Origin of the sequence: Glaciimonas sp. Gout2 (genome assembly GCF_035018905.1) — a bacterium.
Taxonomy (GTDB): Bacteria; Pseudomonadota; Gammaproteobacteria; order Burkholderiales; family Burkholderiaceae_D; genus Glaciimonas.
This window is the reverse complement of the sequence record NZ_JASJXA010000009.1, coordinates 141,496-164,461: the sequence shown is the minus strand read 5'-3', so window position 1 is coordinate 164,461 and position 22,966 is coordinate 141,496. Positions and strand designations below refer to the sequence as shown.

The following is a 22,966-nucleotide window of genomic DNA, read 5'->3' as shown; positions in this document are numbered from 1 at the left end:
TCATGGTAGCCCGACAGTTGACTTCATCAACATGGGTCGTTTCAGTAAAAAATAGGTCTTTGATATTCGGTGGCATGAAACTCCTGTCTTTTGGCTTTCAGGTAAATCGAAAAAATAGGCAGGGCTTAGATAGTGCTGTTGTCCGGTTTCTTTGTTACCAACCGCGCTGCAGACAAATCCACCGTTGCCGTACAGTACGATCATCAACTCAAGGCTTCGGGCTTTATCAGCACGCCGGTTTAGTGAAACAACGCGTTCAGTCCCTCTGTTCCGCAGAGACTGAGTGGACCAGCGCAGGTTGATTCAAGCGTGTTGGAATAGCGCTGCCAGATGCGCTGAAAGTGCGACTGCTGGACATGATGGAAGACCTTCCGCTACGAACGTGAGGACGATTGAATGCAATCTTTATCTTTATTACAATCTTGCAATCGTGGAGGTGAAAAACTCTGCGGCAATAATAAACGGGAATGGTCGTGAATAGTTCTAAGAAGATTCTGGTTCTTGTAGGGAATGGCAAATCAAAAATGAGGCGAGCTAAGAAGCGAGTGTCGGAATTAACTATTCTTTACTGAGTCTTATGTAAACAATGCCAACCACAAACTTACCAATCCATCTAACGAAGAATTCGCCTTGCAGTCATAATTACATCTATTGAAAGGAAATGTCGTTACACTCTCCGCATGCACAAATCTGTCCCACCTTTTCTGCCTGGCGCGCCTCCTCCTGACAAATCCGATCCAGCTTCGGCGGAAGGAATAGCGCGTGACGAATCGATTAATACCATCATTGATACCGTCGTCGAAAAATCGGTAAATACTTCAGCCAATACATCAATGAATAACTTGCTCGGCATTGCATCGCCTATCGATCAATGGCAGCAACAGGATTGCTTCACAATTCTCGATACAGCGTTCGATGCAGGTGGTCATTTTCTCGCTACATGGCAGAGTTGGTGCGAACATCCCGAGCGCCCACAACAGTTACATTATTTGGCGTTGATGCCAACCTCATTTTCCATCGCGGAACTGACCGAAGCGCACGCAACATGGCCGGAATGGGCGATGCACGCGCAGGAATTACGTGCGGTCTGGCCAACCTTGATGGTGGGCTTTCATCGTCTTTATCTGGCGCACAACAAGATCGTATTGACGTTGATGATTGGCGACAGCGGTAAATGCTTACAACAGATTGAAGCCCGTATAAATACATTTTATGTCCATGGTCCAGCGCAACAACTATGGCCACTACCTTTGCTGGGAAGACTCAATCGACTAGCGATTCCCAACGCAAGATTAACTATTGTTGATCTGAGCGATAGACAACAAAAAAGTTTGGAGCAAGCCGGATTTGTTTTCGAGAATTCTGCCATCATCGACAATACAAAAAATTCTGCCGGCTTTGCAAACACTGCAATCGCGTATTTTTTGCCACGCTGGCAGCCAACTTTGCCAACTAGCAATCCCTCTCAGAATCAGCGTCACGCGATTATTATCGGCGCAGGATTAGCGGGCGCTGCCGCTTGCCAACGGCTGACATTGCGCGGCTGGAAAGTCAGCCTGATCGAGCGTCATGCCGATATCGCGCAAGAAGCATCCGGCAACGCCGTCGGCATTTTCATGCCGGTTTTGTCAAGAGATGATAATCCGACTTCGCGCTTGAGTTGTGCCGCGTATCTTTTCGCACGCCATGTATGGGAAAGTCTCGGCGGTATAGGCAATGCCTTCTCGGGTGCAAGTTGCGGTGTACTTCAGATTGCGCGCGACGCCGATCAGGCCGATGCGCAACGGCGTTGGGCGGCGCAAGCCAAGCATCCAAACGACTATGCGCAATGGCTCACGCAGTCGGCCGCCAGCGCGCTACTCGGAACCGAAGTGAACCATGGCGGTTGGCGGTTTCCCGGCGGCGGATGGGTGCATCCGCGTAGCTTATGTCAGACAATGCTGGAGGCTTGCGGTGAACGATTGGAAATGCATTTTAATAGGTCGGTCAGCTCGCTCATAAAAACGGTCGATGGTTGGCAAGTATGCGACGACCAAGGAAAAGGGATTGCCAGTGCGCCGGTGGTGATTATGGCAAATGGAATGGGTGCGCTAACGTTTCCACAAACCCGCGATCTGCCACTAACAGCCATTCGTGGTCAGGTTACCTACCTCCATGAGGACAGCGCCCCAAACATCACACAAGTGCTGTGTGGAGATGGCTATTTAACGCCGGCCGCTGACGGTTGGCACAGCTTGGGTGCGACGTATGACGAAGACCACGAGGAGATATTGCGGCAAAAAAGTCAGAATGAAAATATTGTCCGTCTTCAGAAAATTTTACCCGATTGGAAAGTCGATACGGCGCAACTGCCACTCGCTGGAAGGGTGGGTTTCCGCTGTGTCTCCACCGACCGTTTACCGTTAATCGGTGCCCTTCCAGATCCGATAACAAACTCTGCACTGCGTGAACCGCAACTGAAAGATCTGCCGCGATTTCCTGGCCTGTATGGATTGCTGGGATTTGCTTCGCGTGGGTTGATCTGGGCACCGCTCGCAGCCGAACTGCTGGCGGCAGAATTGAACGGTGAGCCGTTACCGATCGAAGCGGAGCTGGCGGCGGCCGTCGATCCTGCACGTTTTCTTTTGCGGACGCAGCGTCGGAAAAAATCCAATTAATGTAAACATGTAGCTGGCGATGAATTAAAAACCGTTCGCGACACCAATCCTGCAAAAATCTTCAATCACGAATCGATATTTCTAGAAGACTTCAAATAGACAAAAAAGATGCATAAAGGCGTGCGGCTACTTGGAGTGCACTTCGCCAATAAATATCGAAAAAGCAATAAAACGTACGAATACGTAAGAAAAACAATGATGACCCAAACGCATCAGGGCCATCATCACCAAAAAGTTATCTTTCCCAACCGCGCTCACGGAACCGCCAGTCACCGCGGGGACCGTGCTCCCAACCCGGTGCATGGTAACGATAGCCGGGACGCGCCCGCATATAATGTCCGCCGACCCAGACATGCCGACGACCATTCCAGCGCCAATAGCCCGGTGCCCAGATAAAGCCGCCACGCGGTGGCGGTACAACCTCATAGCGTGGAGGCGGCGGAGCAACCCCGATACCGACGACCACCTGTGCGTGTGCCTGCGTTATCGGCGCTATGAATCCAGCGCTCACTGCGAGCAAGCTGACGCAAAGAATCGATTTGAACTTCATGAAAATTCTCCTTTAATGTGAGCAAGTCCTGATAAGTAATATAGGCCAGCACTTTCACATTAACTGTAATTTTTTGTTTCCAATTTGACCAAACAACCGGTTTTTCAGCGTTTTTGACACAGTTTGAAACACCTCTCACGCTGCTTATCCTGCTCAGGCTAAATTCGACGGGAATCGACTGTGGTAAAAGCCGGAATGGGCGAGCGCTAAGGTAAAATGCATCCATTCAGCCGTGACCCGCAGGTCCGACAGGCCCCTAAGATCCGTCCGATGCATTCGACCCATGAATCAGTCCAATGATATCGGCACTTACTATTTACCAAAAATACCGGAACACCCATGTTGCGATTGAACGAAATACAGCTACCGCTCGACCACCCGGAAGACGCGCTCCGCAGCGCGATTCTGGACCGGTTAGCAATTAAACCGGCCGCGCTGCTTGGCTTTACGATTTTTCGTCGAAGTTATGACGCCCGCAAAAAGAATGCAGTGTTGCTGACCTATACGGTCGATGTCGAATTGGAAGATGAGGCGGCGGTGCAACAACGTCTCAAGGCGCTTAAAAATGTGACGCCAACCCCAGACATGGAGTACAAATTTGTAGCGCATGCAAACGGTACAGAAAAGTCGCGACCAGTTGTTATCGGCACCGGGCCTTGTGGACTGTTTGCTGCCTTGATTTTGGCGCAGATGGGTTTTAAACCAATTGTCCTGGAGCGTGGCAAAGCGGTGCGCGAACGGACCAAAGATACGTGGGGCCTCTGGCGCAAGCGCGAGCTGCAACCCGAATCGAATGTACAGTTTGGCGAAGGTGGCGCAGGAACCTTCTCCGATGGAAAATTATGGACGCAGATTAAAGATCCAAAGCACTACGGTCGCAAAGTGCTGACCGAATTTGTCACGGCAGACGCCCCGGAAGAAATCATGTACGTCAGCAAACCGCATATCGGCACCTTCCGTTTGGTGAAGATGGTCGAGAAAATGCGTGCATCGATTGAAGCGCTGGGCGGAGAGTTTCGTTTTGAGCAAAAAGTCCAGGATCTGGATATCGATAAGGGGCAAATCCGTGCCGTGATCCTCGCCAGCGGCGAGACCATTGTCACCGACCATGTAGTGCTGGCAATCGGTCATAGCGCCCGTGATACCTTTCGAATGCTTTTCGAGCGCGGTGTTTACGTCGAGGCGAAGGCATTTTCGGTCGGTTTTCGCATTGAACACCCGCAATCACTGATCGATAAATGTCGATTTGGCCCAAGCGCCGGTCACCCTATCCTTGGCGCTGCCGATTACAAATTGGTGCATCACTGCGCTAATGGCCGCGCGGTATACAGCTTTTGCATGTGTCCTGGCGGCACGGTCGTGGCGGCAACCTCCGAACCGGGACGCGTTGTCACCAACGGCATGAGCCAGTATTCGCGCAATGAACGCAACGCTAACAGCGGCATCGTGGTCGGTATTACGCCGGCTGATTACCCCGATCATCCGCTGGCCGGAATTGCCTTGCAGGAACATTGGGAGTCGCGTGCCTATGAACTGGGCGGCGGCAATTACAACGCACCAGGACAACTGGTGGGCGACTTTTTGGCGGGTCGCGCCTCAACTGAATTCGGCACGGTATTGCCATCCTACAAACCTGGCGTGCAGCTTGGCGACCTCAGTTTGGCACTGCCGGAGTATGCCATCACCGCCATGCGCGAGGCGTTACCCGCGTTCGATAAACAAATCCGTGGCTTTGCTATGGCGGATGCGGTACTGACGGGCGTGGAAACCCGCACCTCTTCGCCGGTGCGGATCAAGCGCCACGACGACAGCCTGCAAAGTTTGAACACTGTCGGTTTATTCCCTGCTGGCGAAGGTGCGGGCTATGCGGGTGGCATTATGTCCGCGGCAATTGATGGCATTCGTGTTGCAGAAGCGGTGGCGCTGAGCATGACCAGTAGCACCGGCAACTAGCCTGATCAGGAGATCATGTGACGCAAAAATAGCGCAGAGCGATAGCCGTTGAACACATGCCGGCGTCGCTCTACCGCTTCAATCCCATAGCGCACCCACGACCACCGACATCATACTGATCGCGCCCATTTCAATGCCGTCTACCGGGATTGAAATCGCTTCGTCATCCTGTTGCGTACCGATCACATACAGTAACGGCAAAAAATGTTCGGCGGTGGGGACTGACAATTGCCCATCTTCGCCTAGTGCAGCGTAATCCGTCACTTTTTGCACATCGCCAGCCAATAAGCTTTCTCGGATAGTGGTGTTGAAACGCATCGCCCAATCCCGAGCCGGTGCGTGTGGGTCCCAATTTGCCAGCCGCAAATTGTGCACCACATCCCCACTCCCGATAATCAACACGCCTTGCTCGCGCAAAACGGCTAATTTCCGTCCAAGTTCAAGATGAAATTGCGGTGGCTGCGTTGCATCGATGCTCAACTGGATAACCGGCACGTCGGCTTTTGGAAAAGCCTTCACCAGAACCGACCAGGTACCGTGATCCAACCCCCAGGAATCATCCATCTCAACCGTCATCGGTGCCAGCAAGTCACGCACTTGGGCCGCTAACGCAGGATCGCCCTGGGCTGGATACTGAATATCAAACAAGGCCTGCGGAAACCCTCCAAAATCATGAATAGTTTTCGGCATTGGCATCGCCGTAACATTGGTTCCACGCGTGTACCAATGCGCTGAAATAGATAAAATTGCCCTTGGCTTCAAGGCGGTTACGCGCGCGCCCAACTGTTCCCAAGCGGCGGTGTAGCGATTATCCTGCAAGGCGTTCATAGGACTGCCATGACCAAAAAATATCGCTGGCATGCGATGGGTGACAACATGGCTCATAAAATCTCTCCGCTAATAATGTAAAAAATTGAAAAGGCTGGGAATCACGCTACGCCAGCCGCTCAAATGGCCTTGAAACGAGCTGTGATACAAGCCGTTAATTCCAGCCGTTGATGCCAGCCGTTGACACAAGCCCTCAAACTGCGAATATTCACTATATATTTTTTCACTTGAAAGAAAAATAGGCTTCGTAGAAAATGATCATTCCGAATTCCAAAATAATAGTGCGTCGTTATGAATTTATTTGAATCGATGAAAGTGTTTGTCAAAGTCGCCGATTGCGGCAGTTTATCGGCCGCGGCGCGGGCATTGGATATCTCAAATCCATCGGTGACCCGCCACATTGCTGACCTTGAAGCCTATTTGCACGCGCGCCTTCTTAATCGCACGACCCGCCGGATTAGCCTCACCGATACCGGAACCGCGTATCTTGAGCGCAGTCGCCAGCTCTTATTTGATCTCGATGAAGCGGAAACGGAAGCCAGCAATAGCGCGGCGAACCCAAGCGGGATATTGCGTATTAACGTTCCGGTATCTTTTTCAGTGAATCATCTTGGCCGCGTATTACCGCTTTACGCTGAGCGATATCCTAATGTCGTACTTGATGTCTCCTTATCGGACCGCATCGTTGATCTGGTCGACGAAGGTTACGACCTCGCGATCCGAATCGGCAAACTACAAGGACAAAGTTTAGTTGTGCGGAAAATCGCACCGGCGCGGGTTTTGTTGTGCGCTGGGCCCGGCTATCTTGCAAAAAATGGTACCCCCCAACATCCGATAGACTTGGAAAACCATGTCTGTTTGAATTATGCCTACTCGACACCGCGTGATGAATGGCGTTTTTTACGCGATGGCAAAACGATTGCTGTGCATGTCAAAGGCCGACTTAACACGAACAACGGCGATCTGTTGCGTGAAGCTGCGATAGCGGGGATGGGAATTATTCGGCAACCTTCGTTCATTGTCGGTGATGATGTTCGCGCGGGGCGACTTGTCATGTTGCTACCCGAATATCACAGCGAGACACTTTCTATCTACGCGGCATATCCCAGCCGTCGCCATTTGTCTGCCAAAGTTCGCACCTTTGTGGATTTTTTGGGAGAGCAATTTGGGGACACGCCCTATTGGGATCTGGGATTGCCACACGAGTGAACCCGTCATACGGTTGATGTGCAACCAATCAATCCCTTGGCGCACCACAAAACCGCAATGCAAGCGGCACACAATAGTCCTTTCACCGCATATAACAAAAAGGGCCACTTAGCAAACTAAGTGGCCCTCTTGATGCAGCCGAACCAATGTTCGACTGACCATATTAATGCGAATATTATTTCTTAGGCGTTGCGGCGCGCGCAGCTTTTTCAGCTGTTTGTGCAAACTGAGTTGTTGCGTTATTTACATTAGCTTCCAATGTTTCAACGGCTTGCTTAGCTGACTTAGTCAATTGCTCGTAACCAGCGTTAGCGTTGCCAATGACAGACTTCAGAATCGCGATTGCATTTTCCGAACCTGCTGGAGCGTTCTTGCTAACTTCATCAATCAACGCGTTAATACGGCGGCTGGTTTCTGCAATTTGTACTTCTGCTGCTTTAGTCAATTCATTTTGTGTACCAGTAGCGATACCTTGCAAATGACGACCGTAAGCGGCTGCTTTTTCTGCGCTTGGCTTAGCTTGTGATGCCGATATCGACATAAATTCTTGCGCATCTTTCGCGCCCAACAATTGCTTGGCCGAAACGCTCGACTCTTCCATCGACGCTTTAGTTGCATTCATGTTCAATTCGATAACTTTTTCAACGCCTTCGAATGCTTTAGTAGTCAGCGTGTTCAATAGTGCGAGTTGCGCTTCGAAATGGGCTTTAGTGGCTGCGGAAAACTGCTCTTGAAATGAAAACATGTTCTTCTCCTAAATTATAAGTAGTATTGCTAAAGATCAGCCACCAAAATGGTGCGCTGCAACAAAACGTATTTTACATATAGAAAATATGACGTCAAGAACTATTGTGCGACGCAACAAATATAAACGAATGATTTAACATTTGTCTCTCGACACTTGTATTTATCCCACAACAGCACCTATTCTGCAAGGGTACAAAATCTTTTAGATTCGGACATTTTCCGGTTTCGCACTAAGCAGCTTTGATAGGCCTGGATGCTATTTTCAAAATACGTGCGTCCTTCTTTGAGTCCCAATTTGGCCAGGTGTTCCGCTGTCTTTCTGCTCACTTGAAAATGCTGATAATCAATCGGTTTACGCCAATCGCCGCCCCAAATCGGGAATCCATGCGCGGCAAAAATCTGGACTACCTGATCGTCGACCATTCCAGGTCTTAATGGTAAACGCGCTACATACGCCTTCCCGGCCGCTGGACTAACATCCACCCTTCCATTGCCAGAGCGGAGCAAATAGGGATTTTGTAGAGGATTAATATCAATCGCCAAACCGTATGCGTGTAACGACGGTGCACCACCGCCGGTTATCGGCCGATAGTTGAAAGCGGAGGTATTATTATCGGCCATCGACGCATCGTCATCCCCAAGATAACTATTCATCAAATGCGCACCGGCCAAAGGAAAGCGGCGTGCCAGCAATAGCGAGAAAATAGTGCGCACCTCCGGCGCAACCGCCGCCATCACCATGACTTCTCCGTCATTGTGTAAGCGATCATCGAAGCCGATATAAGAGAAACGCACTATTTGCAATTGGGAGCAATTCACAGGCGCGCCCGGTCGCATGACGCGTGTACTTTTAAGACGCGCGCAGTTGACATCGTCAGGCGCCACCATTGCCGGACGATCTGTCGACACTTCAGCGCCAGCCGCAACCACGCAACTCAGGGTAAGAATGAGGTGGGGAAGCAGCCTTAGCGATGGCAACAATCGCAATGTCAACGTTGTTGTTAATCGGTTCACAGCTGCCGACCTGTCAAGCGGGGACCTCAATCAGATCATGGATCACCAGCCCTGCATCGGTTCTGCCAAACATGCCGACTGTTGCACTTTGTATCGCCTTCAATGCATCTTGATAGCCTTGCTCCCAACGCCATTGCACCGAACCACGCGAAAAATTAACGTCCTTCGAGGCCATATTCCAATCATGACCGGAATAGCGTAGCCGCACCAAATGGATGGTGCTGGTGTCGGCGAGGCCAGCAAATTGTTTGAGATCGGCTTTGCTCCGCTCTTCTGCTGGTAATTTTTCATATAACGCCCGCGCTGTGCGGCGTAACTGATGATTGAGTAAATAGTTTTCAATGTGGCGCTGTGATCGAGATGCAAATGTCACATCCTTCTGGCGCGTTTCAACCTCATCGAGGGTGCGCGGCTCTTCACCTTCTGCACTCCAGAGATCCACCATCAGGCAGATCGTATCAACCCGCGGTTTATCGGGCCGATCATCCTGATCATCGAGCACGATTTCCAAAGGTGTATTCGAGTACAAACCGCCATCCCAATACAAGTCGCCATCCACGCGCACCGGGGCGAAACCGGGTGGCAACGCGCCACTAGCCATTACGTGTTCGATACCGATTTTGCGCTGATCGGAGTCAAAACAGACCAATTCGCCAGTCGTCACCTTCATGGCACTGACCGTTAGCCGAATACTGTCGGGACAGTTCAGAAAATCCAGATCAACCAATCGCGCCAGAGTCTCGCCTAACGGCGCTGTGTCATAGAAACTTGCTTGTTCCGGCTCTACCGGTAAACCCAGCGCGAATGGGTTAATGTGGCGCGGCTTAAAAAAACCCGGCACGCCGCGTAACACCGTATCTAACGTTGTCCACCAGGTACTGGACTTGCGCGCAGCATCCGGCACTTGCGCCATGTCCACCAGATCTTTATGCGAGACCGAATCCCAGAATTCTTTTAAGCGTGCGAGTCTTAACTCTCGCGAGTTACCGGCAATAATAGCGGCATTGATTGCGCCAATGGAAGTACCCACCACCCAATCCGGCGTCATGTTGTGTTCGTGCATGGCTTGATAGACGCCAGCCTGATATGCACCTAATGCGCCACCGCCCTGCAACACCAATACAATGCGGGGACTCGCGGCTGGTTTAGTTGTCGGCCTCGTGACTGGCTTACTACCTGACTCATTACTCGGCTTGGTCGTCGATTCAACTCCTGCTTTGCTGCCGTCCTTGATGCTTCGTTTAATGCTGGCCTTGGAGCTTGGTGCGGTATCGGCCTTGATAACTGCCTTTGCGATAGCCGGTTTATCGACTTTTTTCATACCCTTAGCAGGAATGACCTTGGTTGCGCCAGAGGTTGTCGCTTTAAGGGGAGATGCCACGCTAGCAGCACGTTTACTCGTAACTTTACTGGTCATGTGACGCCATCCTTTGCGGTAACAGAAACCTAATCTTACCCGACCTTACTAATGTGGTGCCGATAAGCAACTACTTATGCATTAAGCCAATGACGTTATCTTGCTTTGGCGCATCCATTAATCAGCGACACGGCCAACCGCAACTTCACTTTGCTAAGAGTCTCATGCCGAGAACTGACTCTACAGTCTCAATGCCAGCACATTATTGTAAACCTCCTTGATGAAGCAAGTCATCCGACGACGAATCGATTTCTTGTCGATACTTCATTTTTTTCTAATTAAATAGATTGCCAAACCGATCATCACCACCACACTCAGTTCCAATCCGACTACTACATAGTTCGCTAACATTTACTCCACCATTCCTTGTTATCACTCAGTTGTCGCTTAGCCATTGAAAATCAACCATGCAAAAAAGGAAAATTATCGCCTGATCAACTTACATGCGCTGTTTTTTTACCAACTGTGAGCATAGCATTAACCCAGCAATGCACCTTACCAATTGAAGCCGCCACATGATCGATTTACGCTTGCAGTCCACATTTTGAGTCCCTGCGCAGGCACATCCTACACGGCAATTATAGAACGTCCATCCGTAAGCGTGCCAGGCTGGCTGCCAATCTGAGGCGCGCAGTTTGTCCTCGCGTTAGCGCAATAATACGCTGCTGCCCAGCAGCGGCCAGTTCGCTCTGCGCCTTTAATAGTTCCAACATGGTACCGACGCCCGCCTTGTATCTGCCTTGCGCCACAACCATCGACTGCTGCGCACTCTGAATCAATATCAATGTTGCTTTTGCGCTCTCTGTTTCAGTGTGCAAACTCTTGGCGCTGTTCCAGACTTCTAGCGCCACCACTCGCTGCGTCTCTGCCAACTCCGCAGCAGCGCTTTCAACGCCCGCTTGCGCGCCGCGTGCCTGATAGTTGCGACTGATACCATCAAGCAATGGAATATTGATCTGCAAGCCGATACTGCGACTATTATTGATCTGCCGAGACGCCACTTGGTTGATAGGCGTATCGCTTCGATCACCCGTCATATACAGCGACAGCGTCGGTTTTCCTTGCGCCTGCGCTGCTTCCTCCTGCGCTTGCGCCGATTGCAACCGCGCTCGCGCCGCAATAATTTTTGGATGCACGCTCAACGCCGCCTCGATCAACTCTCCAACAGCTTTCTCAAAAACCGGCGCTGGCCCAACATCTTCCGCCTCCATGCCGATGTCCGCCAACTGCAACGGCGTATCGGGGCGCAGGCCCATAACACTCGCCAAACCACCTAATGCAGTCTGCCAGTCGCCGTCAGCGCGAACGCGTTGCACCACGGCCGACGCAGAAGCGGTTTGCGCCAGCAACTTATCGGCAAGAGAGCCGGCTCCTGCCACGTATTTAGCTTGGGCCGCGCGATAGCTCTGTGCCGCTGCCTGCTCCGCATCCTGAGCTGCCAATAACCCGGCTTGCGCTGCTTGTGCTGCGTTGAAACTGGTCGCCGTGCTTAAAAACACAGTTTGCAACACATCATCTTGCGCTGCCACCGCAGCATTTAGCAACTGGCGCGCACTCTCCAGATTAGCAGCGCGCAGTCCGAAGTCATATAACACCCAGTTCAAGCTTAAGTTCACGTCACTACTGCGCGCACTCAGCGCACTAGAAGCTGCAGGATAGTCGGGAATCGTAATCCGGTTAGCCACTTTCGCTACATTCGCACTGGCATTCAGGTGTGGCAGATACGCCGCTTGAGCGCTGCCGACAGAAGCAGCCTGCGCTTTCACACCGGCCCAACCCTGAGCGGTTTGCGGGTTATTACACAGGCTGCGACTGACAGCTTCGGCCATCGTTAATACCGTCGGCAAAGTCAGCCCGCCACATACACCAGCTAAAGCCATGTTCTTGTCAATGGTTGGTGAGACAGCGACGTTCACACCAAAAGGATCATGCAAAAAATCTATCGCCAAACATGACTTTGCGGCAAACACTGTCAGATAACACATCCATACTGCCATCCGTATGGCATTCCGACCTGTCGTCATGCTTTGGCTATTCATGCCGGTTGTGCCGGTGGCTGCTGCGTCAGTTTGCCGTCTTCAAGTATTAACACGCGGTCGGCTGATGCGATTGTTTCTGGTCGATGAGCGATAATCACCCGTGTAATGTGCAGCGATTTAACCGCATCATTAACCAGCCGTTCACGGGCGATATCCAGATGGCTGGTGGCCTCATCGAGAAACAATATCTTCGGCCGCTTATATAAAGCACGCGCCAGCAACACGCGCTGTTTTTGACCGCCCGACAACACCGTTCCCATATCACCCACCATTGTGTTGTAAGCCATAGGCATAGCGACAATGTCATCATGAATTGCCGCCAGCCTCGCGCACTCTCCGATCCACTCCCGATCCGCCGCAGGATCAAAAAAACAGATATTGTCAGTTATCGATCCGGCGAACAAAACATCGTCCTGTAACACCGTAGCGACCATACCGCGCAAAGTAGACAGACCCACCCGCTCAAGGTTGCGCCCTCCTATCAGCACCTCGCCCTCGGTCGGCGTCAGCACGCCTAACAAAATATTCATTAGCGTCGTCTTGCCGCCACCGGACGGACCAGCGATAGCCACAGACTCTCCGGCTCGAACCATGAACGATACGTCACTCAGTACGTCGCGCTCGCGCTCACTGTAGCGAAAGCGCACATTTATTACCTCCAGCGTTGCGGGTAGTCCATCCGGATTTTCATCGTTGGTCGCCATCGGTTCCGGCTTTTGCAACACAATATCCGACAGTCGTTCTCCTTGCAGTTTCAGCATCTTGACCTCGACCCATTTATCGATGAGCGAACTCACGCGCGAATCGAATTGTCCTTTATAGGCAACGAAAGCAATCAGCACACCGACGCTGAAATTTCCCTCCATGATTAGCTTTGCTCCAAGACTGATGATCAAAATATTTTCGATGCCGAAGATCATGCCATTGAGCGATTTGTAAAGCAGGTTAAGCTTTTGGGTGCGCAGATCCGCATTGATCTGATCGACCAGCAATCCCAGCCAACCCACACGTCGCGCATCACCGCGCTGAAACAACTTGATGGTTTTAACGCCGCGTATGGTCTCCAAAAAATGTGTCTGCTGAACAGCAGCGTGAATGATTTGTTCTTCAGTTGCTCGCCGCAGTGGCGCAAACCAGGCCCAGCGCACTAGTCCATATAACACCATCGCACCGACTGCAATCCATGCCAGCAAAGGACTATAGAGAAACATGAGCGTCAGCGTTAACGTCGCCATTACGCCATCAAGCAGCGCCTCCAGAAAGGAGATCGTCAGTGTGCGTTGAATGACGCCGACTGCACCGAAGCGCGACACGACATCACCCAGATGGCGTTTCTGAAACCAATCAATCGGTAAGCGCAGCAAATGCGATAAGACGTTACCTTGCCACTGCACATTGAGTGTCGTGCTCATATACATCGTTGCCCAACTGCGGACCAGGCCAATCAATTGCTGCAGTACCAGCAAAAATCCGAACCCCAATGCCAGCGTTAGTAACAAATCATGATCCGACGATATCAGTACATTATCGATCACCCACTGCATAAAGAACGGGCTCACCAGTGCAAATGTTTCAAGCGCCAGCGACAGCAAAATAATCTGACCGAACGATCGGTATAAGCCGCTGACATGTCCCAACAAATCGCGCAAACGCACACGCTTGGTTTCTTCCGCTGTCTTAAATCCGGGATCTGGCCAACATTCCAGCGCCACACCAGTGAAAGCATTCGACAGCTCCTCCAGCGTGCAGGTGCGGATGCCTGTTGCCGGATCGTGTATCGTCACTGTGCGGCGCCCCACCTTTTGCAACACGACAAAATGATTAAAATTCCAATGCAGCACACACGGCAGGCGTAACTGGTCAAGCGCATCAAGGTCAAGCTTGATCGGGCGCGACGCCATCGATAATTGGGTCGCGACGTGGATCAAATCACTTAATGTTGACCCTTTTAACGAAACCGGGAAGCGTTGCCGTAATGTCGCCAAATCGCTCCGATAACCATGATAGCCAGCCACCATCGCAACGCACGCAAGGCCGCATTCGGCGCTTTCGGTTTGTAAGATCAGCGGCAACGACGTAGCAAAACCAAAGGACAGCGGGGCCGCCATCATCAACGAACTTTCATCAGCGTTTTCCTGTCAATGTATATAACGGCTCAAGCACCCATTCATACAAATGTCTTTTTTCTTGCGCGATATCGGCCTCTAGCGACATACCCGCCAGCAATGGTTGCGGACTTCCATAGGCGCGTACGGATTGGTTTTGCAATGCCACGGTGATACGGTACAAGGGCTCTTTTGCACCGCTGGCGGTGCCGCCCAATTCGCTCCCAGATAAAGTAGTGAGCGCCACCGTTTCTACGGTACCGCGTTGATGTCCAAATTTTTGATAGGGATAAGCTGAGTAACGCAACGACACCTGATCACCGACGCGCACAAAACCGATTGAGCGGCTCGGCGCATAAAGCTCAGCGCGCAAACTAACGCCCGATGGGACGATGCTGAGCAAGGGGTGGGTCGGGTCTATGGTTTGTCCCATTTCGGCCAACACTGCAGTTACCCTCCCCGCTTGAGGGGCCTTAACTACCAACCGCCGACGCGCTTCACTTTCGCTCAATTCCTGCGAGGCGTTACTTAAGCTACGCTCGATCTGTGCTGACTGATTCTGCTGCTGCAAAGACAAAGCGCCAAGTGCATTCCGTTGCGCCGCAAGTTCGATCACAACGCTTATACGATCACGCTCCAGACTTTGCTGGCGATTGCGCTGATCAAGCAATTCTTCCTGCTTTTGCTGCCACTGTTCCTGAGAAATAAAATCCTGTTTCAGCAAGCCGTGATATCGCGCTTCTGTCAGTTGCGCAAGTGCGACACGGGCGCGCTGACCGTCGATCTGACCAGCAAGATTTTGACGTTGCGCATCCGTGCCAGTAATCTTGATGATTAATGCGCCACGCTCTTGCTGCTGCAAACTTCGCATGGCTTGTAACTCGCTTTGCAGACTGACCTGTCGTTGTATTACTGCGGCGCTGATAGCCGCTTGTGTAGGGCCACCGCTACTGCTGTCGCGCTCGCCCGACAATACGTACAACACTTCGCCAGCGATGACATTACTGTCCTCGGTCACCCGTTTTTCGACCACGATGCCGGGCTGCATTGCATAGACTTTGATAAAACCGGACGTTGGAATTAATTGGCCCGTTACGGTGCTGTGACGGGTATAACTGCCCCAAGTCAAAAACGCTCCGAGCAGCAACGCCAGTATGAATGCGCAACCTGTCAGAACTGACATTGACAGCGGTCGAATCAATATGATTCCATTCAGATAGTTAGCCTGTTGAGCGGCTATCGCTTGTTCTCGAAATAGAGGCATAGGCAACGTGGATCGATGAAATGAAGTAAAGGAATGCTGCGCCGTGGCGCGTTTTAGCCTCGCATGAAAACGGTTGATTCCGCAAATATTCGGAGAAATTTTTTGACGCTTAGGTTGCCAACCGACACTGAATATTAACTCGTAAAATTTCTCAATGGAAATAATATTTTATGGCATTCCAAGAAATTGATGGGCATATACAGACCCTGAAACAGGGTCTGTATATGCCGAGAAAATCTGTCAATAACCTCGAAATACTTATCCCGAATTTGCAACTGATCGAGTCACCAAAATAATTCTATCTAAAGCAAATAATTTTCCTTGTGGAAATATTTTTTTGTTCTATCCTAAATCTATTGTTCCTGCCGTAGACTTAAACTTTGCTGGTATCACCGACAAAATAAACGCATCCCGATCATGTTGAGCGGCAAGAGAAACCTGTTATTTATCACAGGTGATTACCTCGCATCACTTCACATGATTTGCACGCCAGAACATGCTGACCGATCCACAAATCGACATCGAGAAAAAATCTCCGGTATGCAAACTGTCACACTAAAAAACATCATTTGTTTTTTAAGCTGGAATAGATTTCCTTCCGCCCTTGCGAACCTGGAGGAAGCAGCAGGCAGTGACCGTATTGACGATCAGTGACAAAGCGTTTATCGACAACAGTTTTTTAACCACCTAAAAGGTGAATATCATGAAGAATGGCAATCTAATCGCACTGCAAGTCTGGGAACTGGATACTGTCTCTGGGGGAGCTATTATTCCCTCGGTCGTGCAGGGTACGGGCTTGCTTGTCCACGCTGGAATTTCCGAAGCTGACAGCATCATAGACAGCACCCTTGGAACTACTGTACCCGGCTTTCCGTCCGTAAGTTTAAATAATTCACCCAACTTTTTGTGAACCCCGGTATTCCCGTATGGGATGAGCAAGACAGATAAACCCACTCTCGCATTTGTACCTAACCCATCCAACCTGGCGCCGGGCCGGATGGGGTTTGTGTTGGAACAGGGATTTTGCATACGCATTAAAGAAAGGAAACTATGCGCATCGTGCGCGGAGTGAATACGTCTTAAAGCCTCTTTCACCGAAACACTGCATGTACCATCCCTGAGGTAAAACCCATGAAACATGATAATTTGATCGAACTGGAAATCTCTGCGCTGAATGCTTTTGCTGGACCAGAGGTTCTATTGGATACTTTACATGGTGCTTTTAACAATTTAAACCAAGAAGCGGCCGCGGCAGTTTTCGATTTGAAGGGAACGCTCATGAGCGCCCACGAACTCCGGGCAAGGCATCGTCAACAGCCCAGAAGTTAAGTCAACTTGGTAACATCAGCTAACGGCGCCCGCCGTTAGCAAAACGTCCCCATCACCCTTACATCTGGGATAAATCAGGGCGAAAGTCCATGCCGGTCATTCTCTACACATCAATTCCATTGCCCGTATTAACACGACAAAACACTATGCGGTCCTAAGACGCGTAAAATCGTGCATCAATTAGCTTATTGCGCGTCTGCCAAGCCCATTATGACCATCCTGTTGTCCACTTTAAACGCGCGTTACTCCCACGCCTCGCTCGGCTTACGTTACCTGCAAGCCAATATGGGCGCACTGCGTGAGCAAACCCATCTCCACGAATTCGTCATCGGTGCAAAAACCACTGACATCGTCGAAAAACTGATAGCCCACAAGGCCACCGATGGCAGCACCACCATTATCGGATTTGGCGTCTACATCTGGAACATCGAAGAGTGCACCAAGGTAGTAGCGATGCTGAAATGTGTCGCTCCCGAGATCGTGATCGTACTTGGCGGCCCGGAAGTATCTTATGAGTCAGAACAGCAACAGATCGTCAAACTGGCTGATTACCTGGTCACCGGATGGGGCGACATCACCTTCCCCGACCTTTGTCAGCAAATCATTAACGGCCCCAAACCGCTGATGAAAACGCATATCGGCAAACAGCCGCCGATGGAAGATATCGCCCTGCCGTATTCACTTTACAGTGACCATGACATCGCCCACCGCACCCTGTATGTCGAAGCCTCGCGCGGCTGCCCGTTCAAGTGTGAATTTTGCTTATCGGCACTGGATAAAACCGCGTGGCCATTCGCGCTCGACAATTTTCTGGCCGAGCTGGAATCACTGCATGCGCGTGGTGCGCGCTTGTTCAAATTCGTCGACCGTACTTTTAATCTCAATGTCAAAACCAGTCTCAAGATTCTGCAATTTTTTCTCGATAAACTAGCTGCAAATCCAGATGATCCGGTGTTCGCTCATTTTGAATTAGTCCCCGATCATTTGCCGGATGCGTTGAAAGAGGCAATTACCAAATTTCCCGCCGGTGCACTGCAATTTGAAATCGGTATCCAAAGCTTTAATCCGGAAGTCCAGGCGCTGGTCAGCCGCAAACAAAATAACCAGAAAGCTGCCGACAATATCCGCTGGCTGATTACTGAATCACACGCCCATTTACACGTCGATTTGATCGCAGGTCTGCCCGGCGAAGATGTCGACAGTTTTGCACAGGGCTTCGACAAACTGGTGGCGCTGGAACCGCACGAAATCCAGTTCGGCATCTTAAAACGTTTGCGCGGCACGCCCATCATTCGCCATACCCAGACTTTCGGACTGGTCTTTGATCCACATCCGCCGTACACCATTCTCGCCACCAACCTGATCGACTTTGCCACCATGCAGCGACTAGTCCGGTTTTCACGTTATTGGGATCTGGTGGCCAATTCTGGACGTTTTTCCCACACGCTGCCGATCATTCTCGGCGATACGCCATTCTTTAGTTTTATGGCGTTTTCGGATTGGCTGTATGGAAAAACCGATGCGACACATCGGATCGCGATGGACCGATTGGCGGGATTAGTCGGCCAATGGTTGCGCTTGCAAGGCTTGAGTGACGCGACGGTGAACGCGGTACTCAGTACGGATTACGCCGGTCAACCGCCAAAACTACCCAATACGCCAAAGCCGAGCATCGCCAAAGAGCATGCACCAACAGTTGCACCGCAGCGGCAAGCGCGACATTTGACGGCTTAATGAGGCTAAGTTCGCTCTAATGAGGTCAACGCGTAGTCTTGGTTAAAGTTGGCGACGGCGGTAAAAATAGCTCAAGCCGCTCGCTGATTTCGCCAGGCTGCGATCAGCTTTTGCGCAATGCCGTCGATCGTATCCAGCGAAACAGTCGATATCTGATTGAAAATCATCAATGCATAGACGGTCGCCAACGCGTTGACCTCGGGTGACAACGCGCATTCCTCACCAATCGCTGGGCGTTGCAAACGCCAATAATTAATGGCTTCTTCGAGTTCCGGTAGCGAAATATTCATAACTGTATTGTACTCGCGCAATTTAACTATTTATCAAGTTTACAGCGTTTATTCCCTTACCAAATGTTCCATCGAGGGCGATTTTACACTGCCCATTTTAAAATTTAATCCTCGATCTGGACAAGAATGACGTTGGCTGCAACATAACATTGGGTTAATTACTAAAGTGTTGCCTAATGCGGATCGGCCTGAATCCAAGTGCTATTATCGGCTTTATGCAGTGCGCACGGAAACGGCGGAATATCTTCCGTGCATCAAAAATCGCAGATCAACATGTGTCAATGCATTAACGCACCCATTACAGAAGGAGAACAACGATGACCTTGGCGCTGACACCGGCAATCCGAGACGCTTTTACGCCTACCGGAAAATTACGTGCTTCGATCAACCTCGGCAATCCAATTCTGGCGCATGCGGATGACGCACAAGGCGCACAAGGCGTTTCAGTCGATCTTGCCAGAGAATTCGCAGCATTACTCGGTGCAGAACTAGAGTTGATTGTATTCGACACAGCCGGGAAGTCGGTCGAGGCGGTCGCGGCCGAACAAGCTGACATCGGATTTTTTGCCATTGATCCGGTGCGTGGCGCCGACATTGCCTTCACTGCCGCGTATGTCCTGATTGAAGGTTTTTATTTGGTGAAGCAAGATTCGCCAATCACCTCCAACGCGCAAGTCGATATCGCTCAGAACCGCATAGTCGTAGGCAAAGGCAGTGCTTATGATCTGTATTTAACCCGCGAACTAAAGCAAGCGACCATCGTGCGCGCACCGTCGTCACCCACCGTGGTCGACACTTTTTTGAAGGAGCGCGCGGAGGTTGCCGCGGGAGTCAAGCAACAGTTAGAATCCGATGCGGCGCGGGCTGGTGGCCTGCGTCTACTCGACCAGCGTTTCATGGTGATTCAACAGGCGATGGGTCTACCAAAAAGTCGCAATGCCGATGCGGCAACATTTCTCAGTGATTTCGTCGAGCAAATGAAATCGTGCGGATTCGTCGCCGCTGCCCTCAAACGTCACGGCATCAAAGGCGCGTCGGTTGCTGGTCCAGTTGCCTACTCAATCGCGGACTAAGTTAACGCGTTTCTAACTGAGTTGCCAATGCCAGATCAGATCATCTTGTGAACCACTCACGCCAGGACTGTAGGTTAATTCAAAATACAACGCCAGCCACCAAAATGATATTGGCGTATGGCGTGCATTCACCAGTCCGGACGATAGCACGCGCACCTTGCGTCAGTTTTTTGAACTCTGTATGCGATAACACGCGCTTATCGGGCAAACCAAAACTCTCAAGCTGGGCTGCCAAATGCGGACTTTTATGCGCCAGCGCGTCTCCTACAACGTGATGTTCCACCTGCATTTCACTCAATATTGTCTTCACGGTTTCGATGAATCCGGGCACCCCATGCGTGAGCGCCAAATCAATTAGCGGAACGCCGGATGGGACTGGCAGTCCAGCGTCGCCAATCACGACCATGTCACCATGACCAAGCGAGGCGATCAACTGCGACAGGGCAATATTCAGTAATGGTGTTTTTTTCATGATGGTTTTGGGATGTTTATAAAAACGGTTGAATCGATTCTGCTAACAAAAAATATCTACACCGATGCAGAATTCTGCAACAGCTCGCGGCGGTAAGGAATAGAGGTCTGCGCACCAAACCGCGCCACACTTAGGGCCGCAGCGCGTTGACCAAAATTAATTGCATCGGCTTCAGTTTCACCATCAGCCAGCGCCGCCACAAATCCACCAATAAATGTATCACCGGCAGCAGTCGTATCAATCGCCGTTGTTGGTTGCGCTGCGAAATGGTGCGTACCGTCCGCAAGGGCAGCGCGTACGCCCTTTGCGCCGAGCGTTACCAGCACATTGGTGCAACCCAAACTACGTAATTCGCCGATGACAGCATCAATCTCTGAATCACTTTCCAGACTGGATGTAGCGTACCCCGCTAACATCGCGGCTTCGATTTCATTCGGAATCAGATACGACAGTTGATGCAATAACTCCACTGGTAGCGATTGCGCAGGAGCTGGATTGAGGACAACGATTTTGCCCAATGCATGCGCCATTTGTATCGCATAACGCACGGTCGCCAATGGCGTCTCAAGCTGCAATACGACTACCTTCGCCAGCGCGATCAAGCCATGCGCCGCATCAATGTGCGCAGGGCTCAGTGCATCGTTCGCACCCGCGGCCAGCATGATACTGTTTTGGCCTGTGGCATCAACCGAAATGACTGCTACGCCGGATGACGTTCCTGCGATGCTGTGAACGTGGGTATCGTCAATCCCATCATGCCTTAACGCTGCGCGTAATTCTGTACCGAAGGCATCTTCACCCAAACACGCAACCATCGCGACCGTTCCAGACTGACGACTCAGGCGCGCACAAGCGATCGCCTGATTAGCGCCCTTGCCGCCGGGAATGGTTTGAAACTGTCCACCCGACAATGTTTCTCCAGGATGCGGTACACGCTGCACGCGCATCACTAAATCCATATTAATGCTACCGATGACAACAATCATTTGCTGCTTTCCTATTACTTTTATTACCATTAGGGCTTATACAAAATCGCCTGGCGGCGCTGAACTTTTCTGGTTGTACTTATGTAGACGACAGACTATATAAATCCAATACTTGCCAGAACCGACATTCGGGTTGTTTTTTTGCTGAAAATTTTAAAATATAGCCACGATCGTTATCGTCATTTTTTTATTTTTTATTCCCGGTACCAACCACAGTGACCGTCGAGCCTCTGATATGTAATTCTGGCGCAATAGTATGCTGTTGCGAATCCATATCCGGCCTTGCAATCCGTGCCAATAAACACTCGGCCGTCAGTTGACCCAATCTGCGCGTGTTCTGTGCAACACTCGTCAACGTGGGATGGACAAATTGTGCCAGATTGATGTCATCGAAACCGATCACTGCAAGCGCTTCCGGTACTGCGATATCGCGCTCGGCAGCGGCCCGCAATGCGCCAATTGCCATTAAATCGTTACAACAAAAAATGGCATCGGGACGTTGCGACGGTTCAATATCTAACAATGCACAGGCCGCAACATAGCCACCAGCACTCGTAAAGTCGCCATAAACACATAGCGCTTCAGACAAGGCTATGTTGGCTTGCGTCAATGTCTGCTGTAGACCGGCAATCCGTTCGCGTGATACCGCAATTTCCTCTGGGCCACCAATACAGGCGATACGCGTACGTCCCAATGCCAACAAATGTTGCGCAGCGAGAGCGCCGCCGCCAACATTGTCGACCGCGACCAAATCGATCGCCAAATCCTCTGCTAAATCTTTCCTGGCCCGATCAAGCAGTACCGCAGGCACCTTCATTTTGCGCAGCAACTCGCCATCGGCCAAACCCAGCATCGCCACGATCAAACCATCGCAACGCTTGCTCAACAGCATGTTCAGATAATCACGTTGCTTGGCCGGATCATCATCCGAATTACACAAGATGACGCTATAACCGGCTGCATAACAACTATCTTCAATTCCCCGTGCAACCTCAGAAAAGTACGGATTGGTATTGTTGGGAATAATCAGGCCGATTGTGCCGGTAGTCTTAATTTTCAGCGACCGTGCCAATGCACTCGGTACGTAACCAAGTGCCGCAGCTGCTGCGATCACTCTTTCACGCGCGCCATCGCTGACAGGTCGGGTCCGATTCAACACATGCGATACGGTTGTGTAGGACACGCCCGCCGCCCGCGCGACTTCTTTTATGGTTGCCATCTGAGATTGACTAGTTCGCTATACGTTATCTAAAAAAACCGCCTTAATTAAACCACTGGTAAGACCCTCGGTCGGTTGTT

At 50.9% G+C, this 22,966-nt stretch carries 18 protein-coding genes; 6 read left to right on the top strand and 12 right to left on the bottom strand.

The window, feature by feature from the left end:
* Nucleotides 1-680: 680 nt before the first annotated feature.
* Complete coding sequence (gene mnmC / locus QN379_RS09120; RefSeq protein ID WP_323506516.1) at nucleotides 681-2,657, top strand: FAD-dependent 5-carboxymethylaminomethyl-2-thiouridine(34) oxidoreductase MnmC; 1,977 nt, start codon at nucleotides 681-683, stop codon at nucleotides 2,655-2,657.
* A 235-nt stretch (nucleotides 2,658-2,892) separates the two neighbouring features.
* On the opposite strand, the gene QN379_RS09115 is transcribed toward mnmC, so the two are convergent.
* The gene (locus QN379_RS09115) at nucleotides 2,893-3,207 is read right to left on the bottom strand and encodes a YXWGXW repeat-containing protein (RefSeq protein ID WP_322235066.1); all 315 of its coding nucleotides are present in this window, start codon (nucleotides 3,205-3,207) and stop codon (nucleotides 2,893-2,895) included.
* Between the two features lie 339 nt (nucleotides 3,208-3,546).
* Here QN379_RS09115 and QN379_RS09110 point away from each other — a divergent pair, with 339 nt between their 5' ends.
* Entirely contained in the window at nucleotides 3,547-5,160 is a 1,614-nt protein-coding gene (locus tag QN379_RS09110; protein WP_323506515.1) for an NAD(P)/FAD-dependent oxidoreductase, read from the top strand.
* Nucleotides 5,161-5,238: 78 nt separating this feature from the next.
* Here the strand turns inward: QN379_RS09110 and ygiD are convergent, their stop codons facing one another.
* A complete protein-coding gene (ygiD, locus tag QN379_RS09105; RefSeq protein ID WP_323506514.1) occupies nucleotides 5,239-6,045 on the bottom strand; it encodes a 4,5-DOPA dioxygenase extradiol in 807 nt (268 codons plus the stop codon).
* Between the two features lie 234 nt (nucleotides 6,046-6,279).
* On the opposite strand from ygiD, the gene QN379_RS09100 reads away from it, so the two are divergent.
* Complete coding sequence (locus QN379_RS09100) at nucleotides 6,280-7,197, top strand: LysR family transcriptional regulator (RefSeq protein ID WP_323506513.1); 918 nt, start codon at nucleotides 6,280-6,282, stop codon at nucleotides 7,195-7,197.
* Nucleotides 7,198-7,372: 175 nt separating this feature from the next.
* Here QN379_RS09100 and phaP read toward each other — a convergent pair whose 3' ends face one another.
* The 6 genes from phaP to QN379_RS09070 form a co-directional block, all read right to left on the bottom strand.
* Complete coding sequence (gene phaP / locus QN379_RS09095; RefSeq protein ID WP_322235054.1) at nucleotides 7,373-7,942, bottom strand: TIGR01841 family phasin; 570 nt, start codon at nucleotides 7,940-7,942, stop codon at nucleotides 7,373-7,375.
* 179 nt (nucleotides 7,943-8,121) lie between these two features.
* Complete coding sequence (locus tag QN379_RS09090) at nucleotides 8,122-8,958, bottom strand: M15 family metallopeptidase (protein ID WP_322235052.1); 837 nt, start codon at nucleotides 8,956-8,958, stop codon at nucleotides 8,122-8,124.
* A 13-nt stretch (nucleotides 8,959-8,971) separates the two neighbouring features.
* Nucleotides 8,972-10,375 carry a patatin-like phospholipase family protein gene (locus QN379_RS09085; protein ID WP_322235050.1) on the bottom strand — a complete coding sequence of 468 codons (1,404 nt, stop codon included), beginning with the start codon at nucleotides 10,373-10,375 and terminating at the stop codon, nucleotides 8,972-8,974.
* A gap of 578 nt (nucleotides 10,376-10,953) precedes the next feature.
* The gene (locus tag QN379_RS09080) at nucleotides 10,954-12,414 is read right to left on the bottom strand and encodes a TolC family protein (protein ID WP_323506512.1); all 1,461 of its coding nucleotides are present in this window, start codon (nucleotides 12,412-12,414) and stop codon (nucleotides 10,954-10,956) included.
* Nucleotides 12,411-14,528, bottom strand: a complete 2,118-nt coding sequence (locus QN379_RS09075; RefSeq protein ID WP_416348538.1) for a peptidase domain-containing ABC transporter — start codon at nucleotides 14,526-14,528, stop codon at nucleotides 12,411-12,413. The genes QN379_RS09080 and QN379_RS09075 overlap by 4 nt, the downstream gene beginning before the upstream one ends.
* A 10-nt stretch (nucleotides 14,529-14,538) precedes the next feature.
* On the bottom strand, nucleotides 14,539-15,783 hold the full coding sequence (locus QN379_RS09070; protein WP_323506510.1) for an HlyD family secretion protein: 1,245 nt from the start codon (nucleotides 15,781-15,783) through the stop codon (nucleotides 14,539-14,541).
* Between the two features lie 1,131 nt (nucleotides 15,784-16,914).
* Here QN379_RS09070 and QN379_RS09065 point away from each other — a divergent pair.
* The gene (locus QN379_RS09065; RefSeq protein WP_322235044.1) at nucleotides 16,915-17,112 is read left to right on the top strand and encodes a hypothetical protein; all 198 of its coding nucleotides are present in this window, start codon (nucleotides 16,915-16,917) and stop codon (nucleotides 17,110-17,112) included.
* Between the two features lie 210 nt (nucleotides 17,113-17,322).
* On the top strand, nucleotides 17,323-18,846 hold the full coding sequence (locus QN379_RS09060; protein ID WP_322235042.1) for a B12-binding domain-containing radical SAM protein: 1,524 nt from the start codon (nucleotides 17,323-17,325) through the stop codon (nucleotides 18,844-18,846).
* Between the two features lie 71 nt (nucleotides 18,847-18,917).
* Here QN379_RS09060 and QN379_RS09055 read toward each other — a convergent pair whose 3' ends face one another.
* Nucleotides 18,918-19,136, bottom strand: a complete 219-nt coding sequence (locus tag QN379_RS09055) for a DUF3717 domain-containing protein (protein ID WP_323506509.1) — start codon at nucleotides 19,134-19,136, stop codon at nucleotides 18,918-18,920.
* Nucleotides 19,137-19,453: 317 nt separating this feature from the next.
* Here QN379_RS09055 and QN379_RS09050 point away from each other — a divergent pair, with 317 nt between their 5' ends.
* Complete coding sequence (locus QN379_RS09050) at nucleotides 19,454-20,209, top strand: ABC transporter substrate-binding protein (RefSeq protein WP_416186797.1); 756 nt, start codon at nucleotides 19,454-19,456, stop codon at nucleotides 20,207-20,209.
* Between the two features lie 79 nt (nucleotides 20,210-20,288).
* On the opposite strand, the gene rbsD is transcribed toward QN379_RS09050, so the two are convergent.
* From rbsD to QN379_RS09035, 3 genes are all read right to left on the bottom strand, one after another.
* Complete coding sequence (gene rbsD, locus QN379_RS09045; RefSeq protein ID WP_322235039.1) at nucleotides 20,289-20,681, bottom strand: D-ribose pyranase; 393 nt, start codon at nucleotides 20,679-20,681, stop codon at nucleotides 20,289-20,291.
* Between the two features lie 56 nt (nucleotides 20,682-20,737).
* Complete coding sequence (gene rbsK, locus QN379_RS09040; RefSeq protein ID WP_323506508.1) at nucleotides 20,738-21,667, bottom strand: ribokinase; 930 nt, start codon at nucleotides 21,665-21,667, stop codon at nucleotides 20,738-20,740.
* A gap of 187 nt (nucleotides 21,668-21,854) precedes the next feature.
* Complete coding sequence (locus tag QN379_RS09035) at nucleotides 21,855-22,886, bottom strand: LacI family DNA-binding transcriptional regulator (RefSeq protein WP_323506507.1); 1,032 nt, start codon at nucleotides 22,884-22,886, stop codon at nucleotides 21,855-21,857.
* Nucleotides 22,887-22,966: the final 80 nt, after the last annotated feature.